The organism is Comamonas sp. NLF-1-9 (genome assembly GCF_019195435.1).
Taxonomy (GTDB): domain Bacteria; phylum Pseudomonadota; class Gammaproteobacteria; order Burkholderiales; family Burkholderiaceae_C; genus Comamonas_C.
Map to the genome: position 1 here is coordinate 2,736,095 of NZ_CP078069.1, position 15,603 is coordinate 2,751,697.

Sequence of the window (15,603 nt, forward strand, 5' to 3'; positions counted from 1 at the left end):
CGCTTCCTCAGGCCGCAACCAGGCGGCCCGCGTTCCTGAACAGCTCGTACAGGCGTTCGCGGTGGATGGGGATTTCATCCACCCGCACGCCGCTGGCGTTGTAGATGGCGTTGGCGACGGCGGGCGCGCTGCCGAACATGGTGTTCTCGCCAAAACCCTTGACGCCGTAGGCGCCCGACTCGTCCAGCGCCGATTGCACGAAGATCGGATCGATCGCGGGGTAGTCGAGCGAAGTCAGAGGCATCAGCCCAAGGTATTCGGGGTTCACCGGTATGCCGGTGTTCGGATCGAGGATCAGCCCCTCGGTCATGCCGTAGCCCAGGCTCATGATGCCGCCGCCATAGGCCTGGCCTTCGGCGCCGGTGAGGTAGAGCACGCGGCCAATGTCGCTGGCGATGACCAGCCTGAGCACCCGCACGCGGGCGGTGGCCATGTCCACTTCGACATCGGCGAAGGTGGCTCCCCAGGCGGCCGCTCTGGGGTCAAAAATATAGCGCCCCACGCCGACCACACCGCCTTTGGCGACCAGTTCGCGCGCGCGTTGCTCGGTGCGCGGATTGAGCTTCATGGGCGGGTGCTCGTCCACCTTGCCCGTTCCCACGTCGAGATTGGGATGCACGTCCTGCTCCGGATCAAAGTAGGGCGTGAAGTCGGTGCGCGGGGCGCTGCGACGCGCAATGGCGCGAAAGTCCTCGTCGATGCCGCCCGGCCCGGTGACGTGGCCCTCGTGGACTTGCAGCACCTCGGGCTGCACCTGGTGCTCGCTTGCCACCTGCAGCTTGAGCTGGCGGATCAGGTCCTGCGCGGCGTTGTAGCCCGCCTTGCCGTCGCAGTAGCAGCTGCGCGAGGCGTCCGTCACGAACACCCAGGCATCACGGTGGCTGTCGCCCCAGCTCACGTCGAGTTGCTCGCGCGGGATATCCAGCGCCTGGGCAACAATGGCGGCAATTCCGGTATGCGCCGATTGCCCCATGTTGCCCGTGCCTATGGGCAGGTGCACATGACCGTTGGGGTCCAGCCAGATCAAGCCGTCGCTGGGCTGGCGGCCCGAGTGCTGGATGCTGCCGTACATGCCCAGGCCGCGGCGCATGCGGCCGGTTTTCCCGTCCGGCGCACTGCGCTTGTCCCATCCTATGGATGCGGCGCCGCGACGCAGGCAGGATTCGGCGTCGAACTTGCCCGCCTTGCTGACCACGCCCTGCTGCATCCACTTCTGCCCCGGGCGCTTGATGTTGTTCAACAGAAAGTCCACCGGATCCATGCCGCTTGCCTGCGCCGCCTTGTCCAGGTGCACGCCCAGGACAAACGCGCCCTGCGGTCCGCCAAAGCCGCGGAATTCGCCCGCAACCGGCGTGGTGGTGAACACTGCCGAGCCCTTGTAGTGCGCGGCGGGGACGGAGACGGCGTCAAACATGAGTTCGAAGGCCGACTGCAACTCCGGCGCGCCGGCGGACGCGTAACCGCCAGCGGCCATGATGGCGCTGCATTCCAGCGCGGTGAGCTTGCCGTCCTTCACGCCGGTCTTGAGGTCGAAGACCGCGCCGTCGCCCGTGTCCTCGGCATAGGTCAGCTCGTTGTTGGTGTATTCGATGCGCACCGGACGACCGCCGCCCACCTTGCGGGCAAGCGTGGCCGCAATCGCCTGGTACAGCGGCTTGCCCAGGGTGTCGGTGCACTTGCCGCCAAAGCCGCCGCCGATGTTCTCGCAGACGATGCGCAGCTTCTCCGGCGGGATCTTCAGCGCGCGCGAGATCTGCTCCTGCGCATTGAACACGCTCTGCTGGGAATCCCACAAAGTAAGGTGTTCGCCCTTCCAGAGGGCGGTGCAGCAGTGCGGCTCTATCGGCATGTGGCATTGCTGCCCCACGACGTAGTGGCCGGTGATGGTGTGCTCGGCCGCAGCGAACCCCTGTGCGAGATCACCGTCGGTGTAGCCGTCGGATTCAAACGTCGGCTGGTCGGCCTTCTGCGGTCCGCCCAGGCCCGACACCGGCCCGCCCGGGTGCAGCGCGTCGTTGCCCGAGCGCAGATTCTCTTCGGGGTCCAGGTACAGCGGCAGCAGCTTCCAGCGGACACGGATGCGCCGCAGCGCCTCCTCGGCGGTGTATTCGTCTTCCGCGGCGACGGCGGCGACCGCGTCGCCCGGATAGCGCGCGTGCTGGTTCAGGAAGTGGCGGTCGTTGTCGATCTGCGGCACGTCCTTCCAGGTGATCATGCCGCGGTAACCGGCGAGCTGGCGCGCCTGACTGTCATCGACCGACAGCGCCAGCGCATGCGGCGTAGGGCTGCGCAGCACCTTGGCATAGAGCGGCTTCTGGAAGGGGTCGCTGGGATGAAAACCGAAATCGCCCGCGTACATCGCCCGCCCCGTCGCCTTGGCATAGGCGTCCAGCGCCGGACCGCGTTGGCCCAGATGCCTGAACTGTGCCGCGTCGGGCGCGCCGTGCAGGCTGCCCGGCGCCGATTCGATCGACTCGTGCATGGGTAGTGCAAGCCCCGCCTTCAGCGGAATGAATTCGGGCGCTTCGCTGGCCAGCCCCTTGCTGGCGGCGGACAAGATGGCCTGCACCTCGTGCGGGTAGTTCCCGCAGCGGCACAGCACGCCGGAGATGGCAAACCGTACCTCATCGGGCGTGGGCGCCGGATTCTTGTTCAGCAGCGCCGTGCCCGCCATGATCATGGCCGATGAGCACATGCCGCACTGGCTGCCCATGTGGTCCACAAAGCCCTGCTGTACCGGGCTGAGCTGTCCGTTCTTCTCCAGCCCCTCGATGGTGGTGATCTCGTGGCCGGCCGCGTCATGGGCCAGCATCAGGCAGGAATAGACCGGCTCGCCGTCGAGCAGCACGGTGCACGCGCCGCATTGACCCAGGTTGCAGCCCTTCTTGGTGCCCGTGAGCCCAAGGTCTTCGCGCAGCGCGAGCAGCAGACTGCGCTGGCCCGCAAGGTTCAGATGCACGCTCTGGCCATTGAGATTGAGCTCAAGCGCGCTCTGGGCCCCGGGCGCGCCGACACTCAGCAGTTGCTGTTGTTCGAGGCGCTGGCGCTCTGCGTTCAGCGCGGCCATCTTGCCCGCGCCCACAAGGCCGGCGATGCCCAGCGCGCCGCCGGCCGCACCCTGGAAGAAGTGGCGCCGTGAAGGGCTTGCAAGCCGTTCTTGCGAATCGGACTCGTCCGTGTCGTGGTGTAGCTGATCAACCATCATGAATATCCCAATGCCTTGCCGCAATCGCAGGCCTGCCCGGCCTGGTTCAGGGCTTCCACTTCCTCCAGTCGTGTTCGCGCACAAACGCCTGGCGCGGCATCGTCCCGGTGACCATGGAGCGCAGCTTGGCGCGCCGCGCGCCCAGCAGCCGCATGTAGACATGGCCGCAGATGGCCGCGAGAAGGAGGAAGGCAAAGCTGTCGTGAAACAGCCGCTGCAGGCGCATGGTGTCGCCCGAGAAGGTGGTGAAGAGCTCCGAGCTGAGGAACATGACGATGCCGGTCACGATCATCACCGCCGCCGTGAGGATCAGGAACAGGTGGTAGAGCTTCTGGAACACGTTGAACTTGCCGTGCTTGGGCAGGGCGGCGTCGGCCCCGAGGTAAAAGCGCACGCGCTGGCGGAAGTCTTCGCCGTCGCCGCGGTGAAACAGCATGTGGTGCAAGCCGGTGTCAAAGATCGCGAACAGGATGTGCAGCGCCACGAACACGATGAACAGCCAGCCGAGCACCACGTGCACGGTCAGCCAGGAGACGCCGAGCGTGTCGCGGATGGCGAACAGCGCGCCAGGGAAGAAAAACGTGGCCCCCGAGAGCAGGAGCAAGACGATGATGAGAAAAATGCCCCAGTGGTAGGCGCGCCCGCCCAGCTTGAAGCGCACGAAGGAGTTTGCCTCGGCGGGCGGCAGCGCCCCCTGGGCGGCGTAGTGCGGCCGGCGCAGCGCGCGGCGCAGCAGGTGATAGCCGATGAATGCCAATACCAGAAACAGGAGCGCCACTCCCACCTGCCACGCCAATTGCTGGGAAAGGGGCGCATTGCCGTAGTAGTCGCGCGCCTGCTTGAAAAACCACATCGCGCCGTCCTCCTTGTGAACGAAATCGCATTGCTTGCCAAACCATGTGGGTGCGGGCAATTGCCGTGCCCCATGGGGCAGTTTTGCGGCGCGAAGAAATATTGCGCGTGAATGGGAGCTGTGGAATCCGCGGCAGGCAACAGACAGAATCTTGAATGCGCTTGCACCCCGCGCCGCAGGTCAATGACCATAGGCCGGTGAATTTTTCAATACCGCCGTTGCGAAAAATACATCAGCGCAATGGTCAAGTTATTTTCGCGCCATTTGCGATTCACGCGCGAAGGTACAAAAAATGCCACGTTTGACTCGGCGATATTCGGGCGCGTGTTTGTCGCGCTTTTGGCGGTGCCGAATGATTTTCTGGTGAGGCTGTTTGCACGCAGGCGCATTCATGTCAGCGCCAGCGCGTGGAAATGGCTATTCCCGCTGAAGAATGGCCCGCCATCACCGCGCGCCGCCTCATTCCGTATCCAGACTGCGCCACAAATACCACGAGGCGACCGAGCGGTAAGGCTTCCAGGCCTGTGCCGCCTGCGCCAGTTCGGCGTCCGGTCCGAACAACTGGCGCACCGCGCGCAGCAGGCCGGCGTCGCCCAGGGCGAGCACGTCGGGGCGGCGCAGGCAGAAGATCAGGAACATCTGCGCGGTCCACTGGCCTATGCCCGGCAGTGCCACCAGGGTGGCGATGGCCTCGGCGTCCGGCGCCCGGCGCAGCGCCTGCAGATCGAGGCTTGAGTCGGCCACCCGCCGGGCGAGCTCGGTGAGGTAGCGCAGCTTGGGCGCGGACAGGCCGGCCGCGCGCAGCTCTTGCGGCGAGGCGGCAAGAAACTGCTCGGCGCTGAACGCGGGCAGCAGCGCGTGCACTCGCCGCCGGATGGTCGCCGCCGCCTGCGCCGACAACTGCTGGCCGATGATCGCGCCCGCCAGGGATTCGAAGGGCGCGAGCTCGCGCTCGGCCAGCGTGCATGCGCCGAAGCGCCCGATCAGCGCGTCCATCACCGGGCAGGCGCGGCGCAACTGCGCCTGAGCGGCGGCCAGGCTTTGTCGGGTGAGACGGGCAGGGGTGGGCATGATGGTTTTGTGGGGGTGCAGCGACCGAACCGGGCCGGCGAGGGCCGAGGTTACACTCGCGCGGTCATTGGGGAGTAGCCGCGCTGCCCTTGGGGAAAGTGGTTGACGTCAACATCCTTGGCCCGCAGGTCATGGCGTCAGCGGTGCGTCACCTGGCAAGACCTTTGACTGCCGCGCATCCACCCTGGCCGGAGGTGCGCGGCGGTCAATCGTCCTTGATCCGGCCCGGGAATGTGCATGGAAGCTTTCCTCGTCTCCACCGGGGTGGTGGCGCTGGCTGAAATCGGCGACAAGACCCAGTTGCTCGCCTTCATTCTGGCCGCGCGTTTCAAGAAGCCTCTGCCCATCATTGCGGGCATCCTCGCGGCCACGCTGATCAACCACGGTCTGGCCGGCGCGCTGGGCGCCTGGATCACCGCCACGGTGGACCCCGGCGTGTTGCGCTGGGTGCTGGGCCTGTCCTTTCTTGCGATGGCACTCTGGACCCTGGTGCCCGACAAGATGGACGATGAAGAGGCCGCGGTCGCGCAGCGCCTCGGGGTGTTCGGCGCCACGCTCGTCACCTTCTTCCTGGCCGAAATGGGCGACAAGACGCAGATTGCCACCGTGGCCATGGCCGCGCACTACGGGCTGCCGCTGCTGGTGGTGCTGGGCACGACGCTGGGCATGCTGATCGCCGATGTGCCCGCGGTATTCCTGGGCGACAAGCTGGCCGGCAAGATCCCGATGAAGCTGGTGCACGGCCTTGCGGCGGCGGTGTTTGCCGCACTGGGCGTGGCAACGCTGCTGGGCGTGGGCGCGGGCTGGGGGCTTTGAAGCGGGCTTGCAGCGCAGCGCAGCCCCGGGCGAAGCCGCACTGTCCTGGCATGGCTGGCAAGGCCCTGTCAGTCGGCCGGCGCCGCTCGTTCGCTCACCTTGCGGCGCACGTCCAGGTGGATCACGTCCCAGACGGCTGCGTCCTGCGCGGGGCGCACCAGCACGCGGCAGCAGTCGCCCGCCAGGCGCAGCGCGGTCGCGGGGCTGCTCAGCGGGGTGCGGCGCGGGTGCAGCAGGCCGGGCTGGGCCAGGCCTTCGCCCATGCGGTAGTCGTGCACCAGGCCGTCGAAGACTGGCTCGGCCCGGGGGTCGTAGGACAGCTCCCAGAGCTCCGCAAGCTCGGTGAAGGCGACGATGAAGCTGCGCCGCGCCGGCATGTCCAGCAACTGCAGCACGCCCGAGGGCTGACGGCCGTCGAGCCGCTGCACCGGCAGGCGCTTGATGGCTTGCAGCTCGGTGTCGTAGACCTGCAACTCGGCGCGCCGACTGCTGGCGGCCAGCAGCCAGCGTCCGTCCGAGGACAGGGCAAGCTGCTCCCAAGCCCCGCCCTCGCTCTGCTGCGCCAGCAGCTGCAGCGTGCAGCCGTCCAGCGCCAGGATGTGGCCAGACTGGCTCAACGCATAGTGGCGCCTGCCGTCCGCACTGCTTTGCCCGCTTGCCGCGAGCCAGGGCTGCGGCGCATCGGCGCTGGCCTGCGCCGGCGTGCGGCAGGCGGGCGCGGCCCAGGTGGCCAGCGGCAGGCATGGCAGGGCGCACAGCGCAAGCTGGCGCGCCAGGCGCGAGAGGCAAGGGAACATGCGAAGAACGGCTGCAAGCATGCGAGCGTGCTTTGTACCAGAGCGGCGGCGCCGGGCGCGCTCTGCCGATAATCGGCGCCAACCATGGACAGCCGCCCCCCGCACCCCGCTGGCGACGTACCATCGCGGTCTGCACTGCAGACGGCGGTGATCGTGCGGGCGATCGAGCGCATCGAGCGCGCCGGCGCGCTCGACGACGGCGCCGAACTGCGCCAGGCCTGGGCCGGCGGCGGCACGCACGCCGAGCAGGTGGCGCAGCGCGCCTGGCTGCTGGGCGAGCGCCTGGGCCTGCCGCAGGAGCTCGCGCGCTGGCGCGCCTGGGGCCGGCCCGTGGTGCTGCTGCTGGCGGTGCTGCTGGCGCTGGCCGGCCTGGCCGCGGCGCGCAGCGTGCTCACGCCCGAGCGCAGCATCAACGCGGTGGCGGCCTTCGTCACGCTGCTCGGGCTGCATCTGGTGACGCTGCTGCTCTGGCTGCTGGGGCTGGCCTGGTCGGCGCGCGGGGCGGCGCCCTCGGGGCCGGGTCTGTCGCTCGGTCACTGGGCGGTGGCGGCCAGTGCGCGCCTGGCGTCGCGGCGCGCTGGGCATGCGCAGCAGCTCTGGCAGGCGCTGGCCGGCGTACTGGGGCGCGAGCGGCTCTGGCCCTGGCTTGGCGGCATGCTCGGCCACGGCATCTGGACGCTGTCGCTCGCCCTCACCTGGCTGGTGCTGGTCTTTGCCTTCGCCTTTCAGTCCTACCAGCTGACCTGGGAGACCACGATACTCAGCCCGGGCTTCTTCGAAGCCTTCGTGCGTAGCACCGGCGCCCTGCCCGCACTGCTGGGCTGGCCGGTGCCCGGCAGCGAGGCGGTGCTTGCCGCCGGCCGCGGCACGCCCGCGAGCGCGGCCGGCCAGCACGCCTGGGCGATGTGGCTGCTGGCCTGCGTGCTGTTTTATGGCATCTTGCCGCGGCTGGTGCTGGCGCTGTGGAGCTGGCGGCGCTGGCGCCGCGCCACGGCCCGGCTGCAGCCCGTGGACATGGCCGACCCCGGCGTGCAGGCGCTGGTGCGCCGGCTGCAGGCGCTTGAGCCGCCGCCTCAGGTGCTGGATCCTGAGCGCGGCGCCGCCGCCCCGGAGCCGCTGCACGAGGCCAGCGGCGCAGCGCCGGGCACGGGCGCGCCGCTGGTAGTGGGCTTTGAGTTGCGCCCCGAGCAGCCCTGGCCGCTGCCCGAGCTGGCGCGGCTGGGCAACGAGCGCCTCGACGGCAGCAGCGAGCAGCGTGAGCGCTTCTTCGCCCGGCTGAGGGCCGAGCGCCCGGGCGCCCTGCTCTGGGTCGTGCACGCCAGCGCGAGCCCGGACCGGGGCAGCGGCCGGCTGCTGCGCGAGGCCGGCCAGCAAGCAGGGCGCATGGCCTTGTGGCCGCTGGGCGAGGCCGGCCGCGAGCGTTGGCAGGCCTGGCTGCAATCTGAAGGTTTTTCGGCTGTAACGCTCGTGGATCAAGCGCAAAGAGCTATCGATTGGATAGCGCAAGGGGAGTGCGCATGAATGCACCCCTGGTGCTTGCCGTGGTGGGCCACACCAATGCGGGCAAGACCTCTTTGCTGCGCACGCTCACGCGGCGGGTGGATTTCGGCGAGGTGTCGGACCGCCCCGGCACCACGCGCCACAGCGAGGCGATTGCGCTCAAGGCCGACGGCCGGCTGCTGGCGCGCTTCATCGACACGCCGGGTCTGGAGGATTCGGTCGCGCTGCTTGAATTCCTGCAGCGCCAGCCGGGCCAGACGCGGCTTGCGCGCGTGCGCGCCTTCCTCGCCGGCCCCGAGGCGCAGGCCCGTTTCGAGCAGGAGGCCAAGGTGCTGCGTGCGCTGCTCGACGGCGCCGACTGCGCCCTGCTGGTGATCGATGCGCGCGAGCCGGTGCTGCCCAAGTACCGCGCCGAGATCGAGATCCTGAGCTGGTGCGCGCGGCCGGTGATGCCGCTGCTCAACTTCGTCGGTGAAGCCGGCGCCAGCGCCCGGCACTGGCATGCGGCGCTGCAGGAATGCGGCCTGCATGCGCGTGCCGAGTTTGACGTGGTGGCGCCGCTCGACGGCAGCGAACAACAGCTCTACACCGACCTGGCCACGCTGCTGCCGGCGCAACGCGCCCAGTTGCACGCGCTGGCCGCAGCGCTTGCCCGCGGCGCGCGCGAGCGCGAGCAGGCGGCGCTGCGCAGCATTGCCGAGGCGCTGGTCGAGGTCGCGGCGATGCGCCGCAGCGTGTCCGCCGCCGACTATGCCGATGCCGCCGAGCGCGCCGCCGTGGTGCAGCGCTTTCAGGGCGAGGTGCGCGGCCATGCGCGGCGCGCGGCCGCCGCCCTGCTCGCGCTGCACGCCTTTCGTCCGGGCGATGCGGAGCTGGCCGAACTGCCCGACCTCTCGGGCCGCTGGGAGGACGATTTGTTCAACCCGCTGCTGCTGCGTGAGGCCGGCAGGCAGCTCGGCTTTGGCGCGGCCATAGGGGCGAGCGTGGGCCTGGTGGCCGACCTGGCGCTGGCCGGGCTCTCGCTGGGCGTGGCCACCACGCTGGGTGCAACCGTGGGCAGCATCGTCTCGGGTGGCGGGAAGCCCTTGTTTGAAAAGCTGAAGAACCGCTTGCAGGGCGTGCACGAAATGAGCGTGGAAGACCCGGTGCTGCTGCTGCTGGCCCGCCGCCTGCTGCAACTGGCCCGGGCGCTGGCGCAGCGTGGCCACGGGGCGGTGCAGGCGCTGCAGCTGGCCGACGAAGCCGATGCCGAGCCGCTCTCTGGCTCTGGCGCGCGCGAGCTGCTGCGGCTGCTGGCGCCGGCCCGCGCCCATGCACGCTGGGAAGAGGGGCAGGGCGCGGGCGATGGCGAGGAGCGCGAGCGCACCGTGCGCGCCGTCGCCGATTGGCTGCAGCGCCAGCAGGGGCGGGCAGTGCCGCGGCCCTGAGCCACGGCCCCGCTTCAGGCCGGCACGCCCATCGCGTCCAGCGCGCGCGACAGGCGCGCCACCGTGGCGTCCACGTCGGCCCACTTGTCCAGGCCGAACAGCCCCAGGCGGAAGGTGTGAAAGTCTGCGCCCTCGTCGCATTGCAGCGGCACGCCTGCGGCGCTTTGCACGCCCGCCTGCTGGAATTTCTTGCCGCTCTGGATGTCCGGGTCGCTGGTGTGGCTCACGACCACGCCCGGCGCCTGCCAGCCCTCGGCCGCCACGCTGGGAAAGCCGCGGCGCACCAGCAGCGCGCGCACCTTGGCGCCGAGTTCGATCTGCTGCGCGCGCAGCAGCTCAAAGCCGCGCCCACGCGCCTCCTGCATGCTGTCGCGCAGCTGCACCAGCGGGTCGGTCGGCATCGTGGTGTGGTAGGCGTGGCGGCCTTGTTCGTAGCCCTCGGCGATTTGCATCCACTTCTTGAGATCGCAGGAAAAGCTCGAGCTCCTGGTGTGCTCGATGGCGCTGCGCGCGCGCTCCGAGAGCATCACCATGGCGCAGCAGGGCGAGCTGCTCCAGCCCTTTTGCGGCGCGGTGATCAACAGGTCTACGCCGGTCTTGCGCATGTCCACCCAGACCGCGCCCGAGGCCACGCAGTCGAGCACGAAGAGCGCGCCCACCTCATGCGCGGCGTCGGCCAGTGCGCGGATGTAGTCCTCGCTCAGCATGATGCCGCTGGCGGTTTCCACGTGCGGCGCGAACACCACCTTGGGTTTTTCCGTGCGTATGGCCTGCACCACTTCGTCGATCGGGCAGGGGGCCCAGGGCGCCTGCGCACCCTCGCCCTGGCGGCGCGCCTTGCACACCACGGCGCCGCCGCCCAGACCGCCCTCTTCGAAGATCTGCGTCCAGCGGTAGCTGAACCAGCCGTTGCGCACGATCAGCACCTTCTCGTGGTTGGCAAACTGGCGCGCCACCGCTTCCATGCCGAAGGTGCCGCTGCCCGGCAGGATGACCGCGGTGTGCGCGCCATACACCTCCTTGAGCGTGGCCAGGATGTCCTGCATCACGCGCACGAAGCGCTGCGACATGTGGTTGAGCGAGCGGTCGGTATAGACCACGGAAAATTCCAGCAATCCATCCGGATCGACGTGGGGCAACAGTCCTGGCATCTCTATGTCTCCTGCGGGTGTGATCGGTTGGGGGGGCGCCGCCGCGGTGTTCAGCCGGGCGCATCGGCATGGGGGAGCTGGGCCGGTGCGGACTGCCCGGCCTGCGGATAGTGGCGTGCGCCGAAGATGCCGCTGCCGACGCGCACCAGCGTGCTGCCGGCGGCAATAGCCGCTTCCAGGTCGGCCGTCATGCCCAGCGACAAGGTGTCAAAACCGGCATGCCCGGCCGGCAGGCGCGCGGCGATGGCGTCGAAGATGGCGCGCGCGCGCTCGTGCACCTGGCGCTGCGCCGCAAAGTCGGGCAGGGCGTCGGGAATGCTCATCACGCCGCGCAACTGCAAGCGTGGCAGCCTGGCCACGGCGAGCGCGAACTCCACCGCCTCGTCCGGCGCTACGCCCGCCTTGGTAGCGCCGCCGTCCACGTTCACCTGGATGCACACGCACAGCGGCGGCAATCCGGCGGGGCGCTGCTCGCTCAGCCGCTGGGCAATTTTCACGCGGTCCAGCGTCTGCGCCCAGTCGAAGTGGCGCGCGACCAGTGCGCTCTTGTTGCTCTGTATCGGCCCTATGCAATGCCATTGCAGCGCGGGCAGCGGCCGGCGCGCGAGCTCGCCCATCTTGTCCAGCGCTTCCTGGATGTAGTTTTCGCCGAACGCATGCTGGCCGGCCTGCACCGCCTGGGCCAGAGCGTGGGCGCCAAAGGTCTTGGAGACTGCCAGCAGACGCACGCCTGCAGGGTCGCGTGCGCAGGCCGCACAGGCCCGCGCTATGCGCTCGCGGATGGCTTGTAGGTTGTCGCTGATCATCGTCATAATGACTGCCAGAGCGTACCCCAAACCGGTTCCAAGAGGGAGCACACGTGGACATCACCCAGCTACTAGCCTTCAGCGTGAAGAACAACGCCTCGGACCTGCACCTGTCCGCAGGTCTGCCGCCGATGATCCGCGTGCATGGCGACGTGCGCCGCATCAATGTCGATGCGCTCGATCACAAGACGGTACACGCCATGGTGTACGACATCATGAGCGACGCGCAGCGCAAGATCTACGAAGAATTCCTCGAGGTGGACTTCTCCTTCGAGATCGACGGCCTGGCGCGTTTTCGCGTCAATGCCTTCAACCAGAACCGCGGCGCGGCGGCGGTGTTCCGCACCATTCCGAGCAAAATTCTCACGCTCGAGCAGCTCAACGCTCCCAAGATTTTTGCCGACCTGGCGCTCAAGCCGCGCGGCCTGGTGCTGGTGACCGGCCCCACGGGTTCGGGCAAGTCCACGACGCTGGCGGCCATGGTCAACCACCTGAACGAAACCGAGTACGGCCACATCCTGACCATCGAGGACCCGATCGAGTTCGTGCACGAATCGCGCAAGTGCCTGGTGAACCAGCGCGAAGTCGGGCCGATGACGCTGTCCTTTTCGGCCGCGCTGCGCTCGGCGCTGCGCGAGGACCCGGACGCCATCCTGGTCGGTGAGATGCGCGACCTCGAAACCATACGCCTGGCGATGACGGCCGCCGAAACCGGGCACCTGGTGTTCGGCACGCTGCACACGTCTTCGGCGGCCAAGACCATAGACCGGGTCATCGACGTCTTTCCGGCCGAGGAAAAGGACATGGTGCGCGCCATGCTGTCCGAGTCGCTGCAGGCGGTGATCTCGCAGACGCTGTGCAAGCTCAAAGACGGCTCGGGCCGTGTGGCCGCGCACGAAATCATGCTGGGCACCAGCGCGATCCGCAACCTGATCCGCGAGGCCAAGGTCGCACAGATGTATTCGACCATCCAGACCGGCAACAGCCAGGGCATGCAGACGCTGGACCAGAACCTCACCGAGCTGGTGCGACGCAACGTGATCAGCCCGGCCGAGGCGCGCAGCAAGGCCAAGATACCGGAGAATTTCCCCGGTTGAGAGTCCCCGCGCGGTCGCGCACGCGGCCGCCACCGTTTCAGCCCCGCCAAGGGGAGTCATCACGCAATGGGAGAGACAGCCATGAAAGGCATCCTCGGCCTGCTCAAGGCGAAGTACGGCAAGACCCCGGAAGACGCGCCGGAGTCGGCGTTTTTCACTACTGCCTTCGTCGGCCAGGGGGTCGATGACGCGCTGCTCATCCCCTGGGAGGCGCGCGCTACCGAGATCGGCGCCAAGCGCCTGCCCAAGAGCCGCGGCGGCAAGCTGCTGGAGGCGCTGTGGTCCAGGGACAAATATATGTCGCACCTCGACCAGGACGCGGTCGAGCGCATGGAGCGCTTCTTCCAGTTCGCCTCGGTGCCGCCCAACCGCGACGTGATACGCCAGGGCGAATACGGCAACTTCATGGTGGTGCTGCTCAACGGCACCATCGCGGTCGACCGGCTGCAGCCCTGGGGCGAGCAGTTGCGCCTGGCCGAGACGCGCCCGGGCGACATCCTGGGCGAGATGTCGCTGCTCGACAGCGGCATACGCTTTTCTTCCTGCACCACGCTCACCGACTGCGAGCTGGCGGCGCTCAATGCCGAATCCATGGACGAGATGATGACCAAGGACCCGCAACTGGCCGCGAGCCTCGTGGCGCTGCTCGCGCGCAAGCTCTCGCAGCGCCTGCGCGTGGTGAGTGCGCGCCTGAGCGACCATCAGAACTGATGCTCCGGCACGCACCGGGCACATTCAAGGAAGGGACAGACCATGGAACGCGACCAGGCAAGCAAATTCATCAACGACCTGCTCAAGCTGATGGTCAGCCGCGGTGGCAGCGACTTGTTCATCACCGCGGACTTCCCGCCGGCCATCAAGGTGGACGGCAAGATGACCAAGGTCTCGCCCCAGCCGCTCACGGCCATGCACACGCTCACCCTGGCGCGCTCCATCATGAGCGACAAGCAGGTGGCCGACTTCGAGCGCACCAAGGAATGCAACTTCGCCATCTCGCCCGTGGGCATAGGGCGTTTTCGCGTCAATGCCTTCATCCAGCAGGGCAATGTCGGCATGGTGCTGCGCACCATCCCGCTGAGTCTGCCGTCCATCGACAGCCTGGGCCTGCCCCAGGTGCTCAAGGAAGTGGCCATGACCAAGCGCGGCCTGTGCATCATGGTGGGTGCTACCGGCTCGGGCAAGTCCACGTCGCTCGCGGCCATGGTGGACTGGCGCAATGAAAATTCCTACGGCCACATCGTGACCGTGGAAGACCCGATCGAGTTCGTGCACGCGCACAAGAACTGCGTGGTGACGCAGCGCGAGGTAGGCCTGGATACCGACAGCTGGGAGGCGGCGCTGAAAAACACCCTGCGCCAGGCGCCCGACGTGATCCTGATGGGCGAGATCCGCGACCGCGAAACCATGGAGCATGCAGTGGTGTTTTCCGAGACCGGTCACCTGTGCCTGGCCACGCTGCACGCCAACAGCGCCAACCAGGCGCTGGACCGCATCATCAATTTCTTCCCCGAGGAGCGGCGCGCCCAGTTGCTCATGGACTTGTCGCTGAACCTGCGCGCGCTGGTCTCGCAGCGCCTGGTGCCCAAGCAGGACGGCAAGGGGCGCATCGCGGCGGTGGAGATCATGCTCAATTCGCCCCTGATCGCCGACTTCATCTTCAAGGGCGAGGTGGCCGAGATCAAGGACGTGATGAAGAAGAGCCGCAACCTCGGCATGCAGACCTTCGACCAGGCGTTGTTCGACCTGTTCGAAGCCAACCTCATCAGCTACGAGGATGCACTGCGCAACGCCGATTCGCTCAACGACCTGCGCCTGCAGATCAAGCTCTCGAGCCAGCGTGCCAAGTCGGGCGACCTGGCAGCAGGCACGGAACAATTTGCCATCGTTTGAAAAAGGAAACCGCGCCAATGACGGGCAGCATGGAGCCGCGCACGTATGCGCAAGTGCCAGCGCGCAAGCTGGCCTTTCTGGGTCTGGGCGTGATGGGCTACCCCATGGCGGGGCATTTGCTCAAGGCGGGCCATGCGCTCACGGTCTACAACCGCACCGCTTCCAAAGCGATAGCTTGGTGCGCAGAGTACACGGGCGCTGGAGCCGTAAAACATGCCAAAACACCGCGTGAGGCCGCCGAGGGCGCCGAACTGGTGTTGTGCTGCGTGGGCAACGACGACGACCTACGCTCGGTGGTGCTCGGGGCCGATGGCGCCTTTGCCGGCATGCAGGCGGGCGCCATCTTCGTCGACCACACCACCGCCTCGGCCGCAGTGGCGCGCGAGCTGCACGCAAGCGCCCGCGAGCGGGGCTTGCAGTTCGTCGACGCTCCCGTCTCGGGTGGCCAGGCCGGCGCGCAAAAAGGCGTGCTCACGGTGATGTGCGGCGGCGACCAGGCGGCGTTCGACGCGATGCAGCCGATTGCCATGGCCTATGCGCGCGCCTGCACCCGCATCGGCGAGAGCGGCGCGGGGCAGCTGGCCAAGATGGTCAACCAGACCTGCATCGCCGGCATGGTGCAAGGCCTGTCCGAGGCGATTGCCTTCGGCCTGCGCGCGGGCCTGGACATGCCGCTGGTGCTCGAGGTGATTGGCAAGGGCGCGGCCCAGAGCTGGCAGATGGACAACCGCGGCAAGACCATGGTGCAGGGCGAATTCGACTTCGGCTTTGCCGTGGACTGGATGCGCAAAGACCTGGCTCTGGTGCTCGACGAGGCGCGGCGCAACGGCGCGCTGCTGCCCGTGACCGCGCTGGTCGATCAGTTCTACGCCCAGGTGCAGCAGCGCGGCGGCCGGCGCTGGGATACCTCCAGCCTGATCACGCTCCTGCAAGCCGGGCCCAAGGCCGGCTGAGCGTCGCGCGCCGCAGTGGCGCTTGCGGCGGGGCGCG

Annotated in this window: 14 protein-coding genes and 1 riboswitch; of the genes, 7 read left to right on the top strand and 7 right to left on the bottom strand. The window is 68.1% G+C overall.

Annotated elements, in window-relative coordinates:
* Window positions 1–7: 7 nt before the first annotated feature.
* From KUD94_RS13180 to KUD94_RS13195, 4 genes are all read right to left on the bottom strand, one after another.
* Entirely contained in the window at window positions 8–3,205 is a 3,198-nt protein-coding gene (locus tag KUD94_RS13180; RefSeq protein WP_218237637.1) for a molybdopterin-dependent oxidoreductase, read from the bottom strand.
* Between the two features lie 46 nt (window positions 3,206–3,251).
* A complete protein-coding gene (locus KUD94_RS13185) occupies window positions 3,252–4,058 on the bottom strand; it encodes a cytochrome b/b6 domain-containing protein (protein WP_218237638.1) in 807 nt (268 codons plus the stop codon).
* 206 nt (window positions 4,059–4,264) lie between these two features.
* Entirely contained in the window at window positions 4,265–4,447 is a 183-nt protein-coding gene (locus KUD94_RS13190; protein ID WP_218237639.1) for a hypothetical protein, read from the bottom strand.
* Between the two features lie 70 nt (window positions 4,448–4,517).
* A complete protein-coding gene (locus KUD94_RS13195; protein WP_218237640.1) occupies window positions 4,518–5,129 on the bottom strand; it encodes a DNA-3-methyladenine glycosylase in 612 nt (203 codons plus the stop codon).
* A gap of 57 nt (window positions 5,130–5,186) precedes the next feature.
* A riboswitch (yybP-ykoY riboswitch) is annotated at window positions 5,187–5,358 on the top strand.
* Window positions 5,359–5,366: 8 nt separating this feature from the next.
* Between KUD94_RS13195 and KUD94_RS13200 the strand changes: the two genes are divergently transcribed.
* On the top strand, window positions 5,367–5,945 hold the full coding sequence (locus KUD94_RS13200) for a TMEM165/GDT1 family protein (protein WP_218237641.1): 579 nt from the start codon (window positions 5,367–5,369) through the stop codon (window positions 5,943–5,945).
* Between the two features lie 68 nt (window positions 5,946–6,013).
* Here KUD94_RS13200 and KUD94_RS13205 read toward each other — a convergent pair whose 3' ends face one another.
* Complete coding sequence (locus tag KUD94_RS13205) at window positions 6,014–6,742, bottom strand: cytochrome D1 domain-containing protein (RefSeq protein ID WP_218237642.1); 729 nt, start codon at window positions 6,740–6,742, stop codon at window positions 6,014–6,016.
* A gap of 84 nt (window positions 6,743–6,826) precedes the next feature.
* On the opposite strand from KUD94_RS13205, the gene KUD94_RS13210 reads away from it, so the two are divergent.
* Window positions 6,827–8,263 (top strand): DUF2868 domain-containing protein, encoded by a 1,437-nt coding sequence (locus KUD94_RS13210; RefSeq protein WP_218237643.1) that lies wholly within the window; start codon window positions 6,827–6,829, stop codon window positions 8,261–8,263.
* Window positions 8,260–9,669 (top strand): GTPase/DUF3482 domain-containing protein, encoded by a 1,410-nt coding sequence (locus KUD94_RS13215; RefSeq protein WP_218237644.1) that lies wholly within the window; start codon window positions 8,260–8,262, stop codon window positions 9,667–9,669. Before KUD94_RS13210 ends, KUD94_RS13215 begins: the two co-directional genes overlap by 4 nt.
* Window positions 9,670–9,683: 14 nt before the next feature.
* On the opposite strand, the gene KUD94_RS13220 is transcribed toward KUD94_RS13215, so the two are convergent.
* On the bottom strand, window positions 9,684–10,820 hold the full coding sequence (locus KUD94_RS13220; RefSeq protein WP_218237645.1) for an aminotransferase class V-fold PLP-dependent enzyme: 1,137 nt from the start codon (window positions 10,818–10,820) through the stop codon (window positions 9,684–9,686).
* A gap of 50 nt (window positions 10,821–10,870) precedes the next feature.
* A complete protein-coding gene (locus KUD94_RS13225; protein ID WP_218237646.1) occupies window positions 10,871–11,632 on the bottom strand; it encodes a YggS family pyridoxal phosphate-dependent enzyme in 762 nt (253 codons plus the stop codon).
* A 47-nt stretch (window positions 11,633–11,679) separates the two neighbouring features.
* Here KUD94_RS13225 and KUD94_RS13230 point away from each other — a divergent pair, with 47 nt between their 5' ends.
* The 4 genes from KUD94_RS13230 to KUD94_RS13245 all read left to right on the top strand — a co-directional run bounded on the left by KUD94_RS13230 (window position 11,680) and on the right by KUD94_RS13245 (window position 15,566).
* Entirely contained in the window at window positions 11,680–12,723 is a 1,044-nt protein-coding gene (locus KUD94_RS13230) for a type IV pilus twitching motility protein PilT (protein ID WP_218237647.1), read from the top strand.
* Window positions 12,724–12,804: 81 nt separating this feature from the next.
* Window positions 12,805–13,434: a cyclic nucleotide-binding domain-containing protein gene (locus tag KUD94_RS13235; protein WP_218237648.1), complete on the top strand. Its 630-nt coding sequence runs from the start codon at window positions 12,805–12,807 to the stop codon at window positions 13,432–13,434.
* 42 nt (window positions 13,435–13,476) lie between these two features.
* The gene (locus tag KUD94_RS13240) at window positions 13,477–14,613 is read left to right on the top strand and encodes a PilT/PilU family type 4a pilus ATPase (RefSeq protein ID WP_146912251.1); all 1,137 of its coding nucleotides are present in this window, start codon (window positions 13,477–13,479) and stop codon (window positions 14,611–14,613) included.
* Between the two features lie 17 nt (window positions 14,614–14,630).
* Window positions 14,631–15,566: an NAD(P)-dependent oxidoreductase gene (locus KUD94_RS13245; protein WP_218237649.1), complete on the top strand. Its 936-nt coding sequence runs from the start codon at window positions 14,631–14,633 to the stop codon at window positions 15,564–15,566.
* The last annotated feature ends 37 nt before the right edge of the window (window positions 15,567–15,603 follow it).

Bases quoted from the DNA above. Each gene is read 5' to 3' on its own strand.
- KUD94_RS13180 (WP_218237637.1), bottom strand. From the start codon at position 3,205: ATGATGGTTGATCAGCTACACCACGACACGGACGAGTCCGATTCGCAA.
- KUD94_RS13185 (WP_218237638.1), bottom strand. From the start codon at position 4,058: ATGTGGTTTTTCAAGCAGGCGCGCGACTACTACGGCAATGCGCCCCTT.
- KUD94_RS13190 (WP_218237639.1), bottom strand. From the start codon at position 4,447: ATGCGCCTGCGTGCAAACAGCCTCACCAGAAAATCATTCGGCACCGCC.
- KUD94_RS13195 (WP_218237640.1), bottom strand. From the start codon at position 5,129: ATGCCCACCCCTGCCCGTCTCACCCGACAAAGCCTGGCCGCCGCTCAG.
- KUD94_RS13200 (WP_218237641.1), top strand. From the start codon at position 5,367: ATGGAAGCTTTCCTCGTCTCCACCGGGGTGGTGGCGCTGGCTGAAATC.
- KUD94_RS13205 (WP_218237642.1), bottom strand. From the start codon at position 6,742: ATGTTCCCTTGCCTCTCGCGCCTGGCGCGCCAGCTTGCGCTGTGCGCC.
- KUD94_RS13210 (WP_218237643.1), top strand. From the start codon at position 6,827: ATGGACAGCCGCCCCCCGCACCCCGCTGGCGACGTACCATCGCGGTCT.
- KUD94_RS13215 (WP_218237644.1), top strand. From the start codon at position 8,260: ATGAATGCACCCCTGGTGCTTGCCGTGGTGGGCCACACCAATGCGGGC.
- KUD94_RS13220 (WP_218237645.1), bottom strand. From the start codon at position 10,820: ATGCCAGGACTGTTGCCCCACGTCGATCCGGATGGATTGCTGGAATTT.
- KUD94_RS13225 (WP_218237646.1), bottom strand. From the start codon at position 11,632: ATGACGATGATCAGCGACAACCTACAAGCCATCCGCGAGCGCATAGCG.
- KUD94_RS13235 (WP_218237648.1), top strand. From the start codon at position 12,805: ATGAAAGGCATCCTCGGCCTGCTCAAGGCGAAGTACGGCAAGACCCCG.
- KUD94_RS13240 (WP_146912251.1), top strand. From the start codon at position 13,477: ATGGAACGCGACCAGGCAAGCAAATTCATCAACGACCTGCTCAAGCTG.
- KUD94_RS13245 (WP_218237649.1), top strand. From the start codon at position 14,631: ATGACGGGCAGCATGGAGCCGCGCACGTATGCGCAAGTGCCAGCGCGC.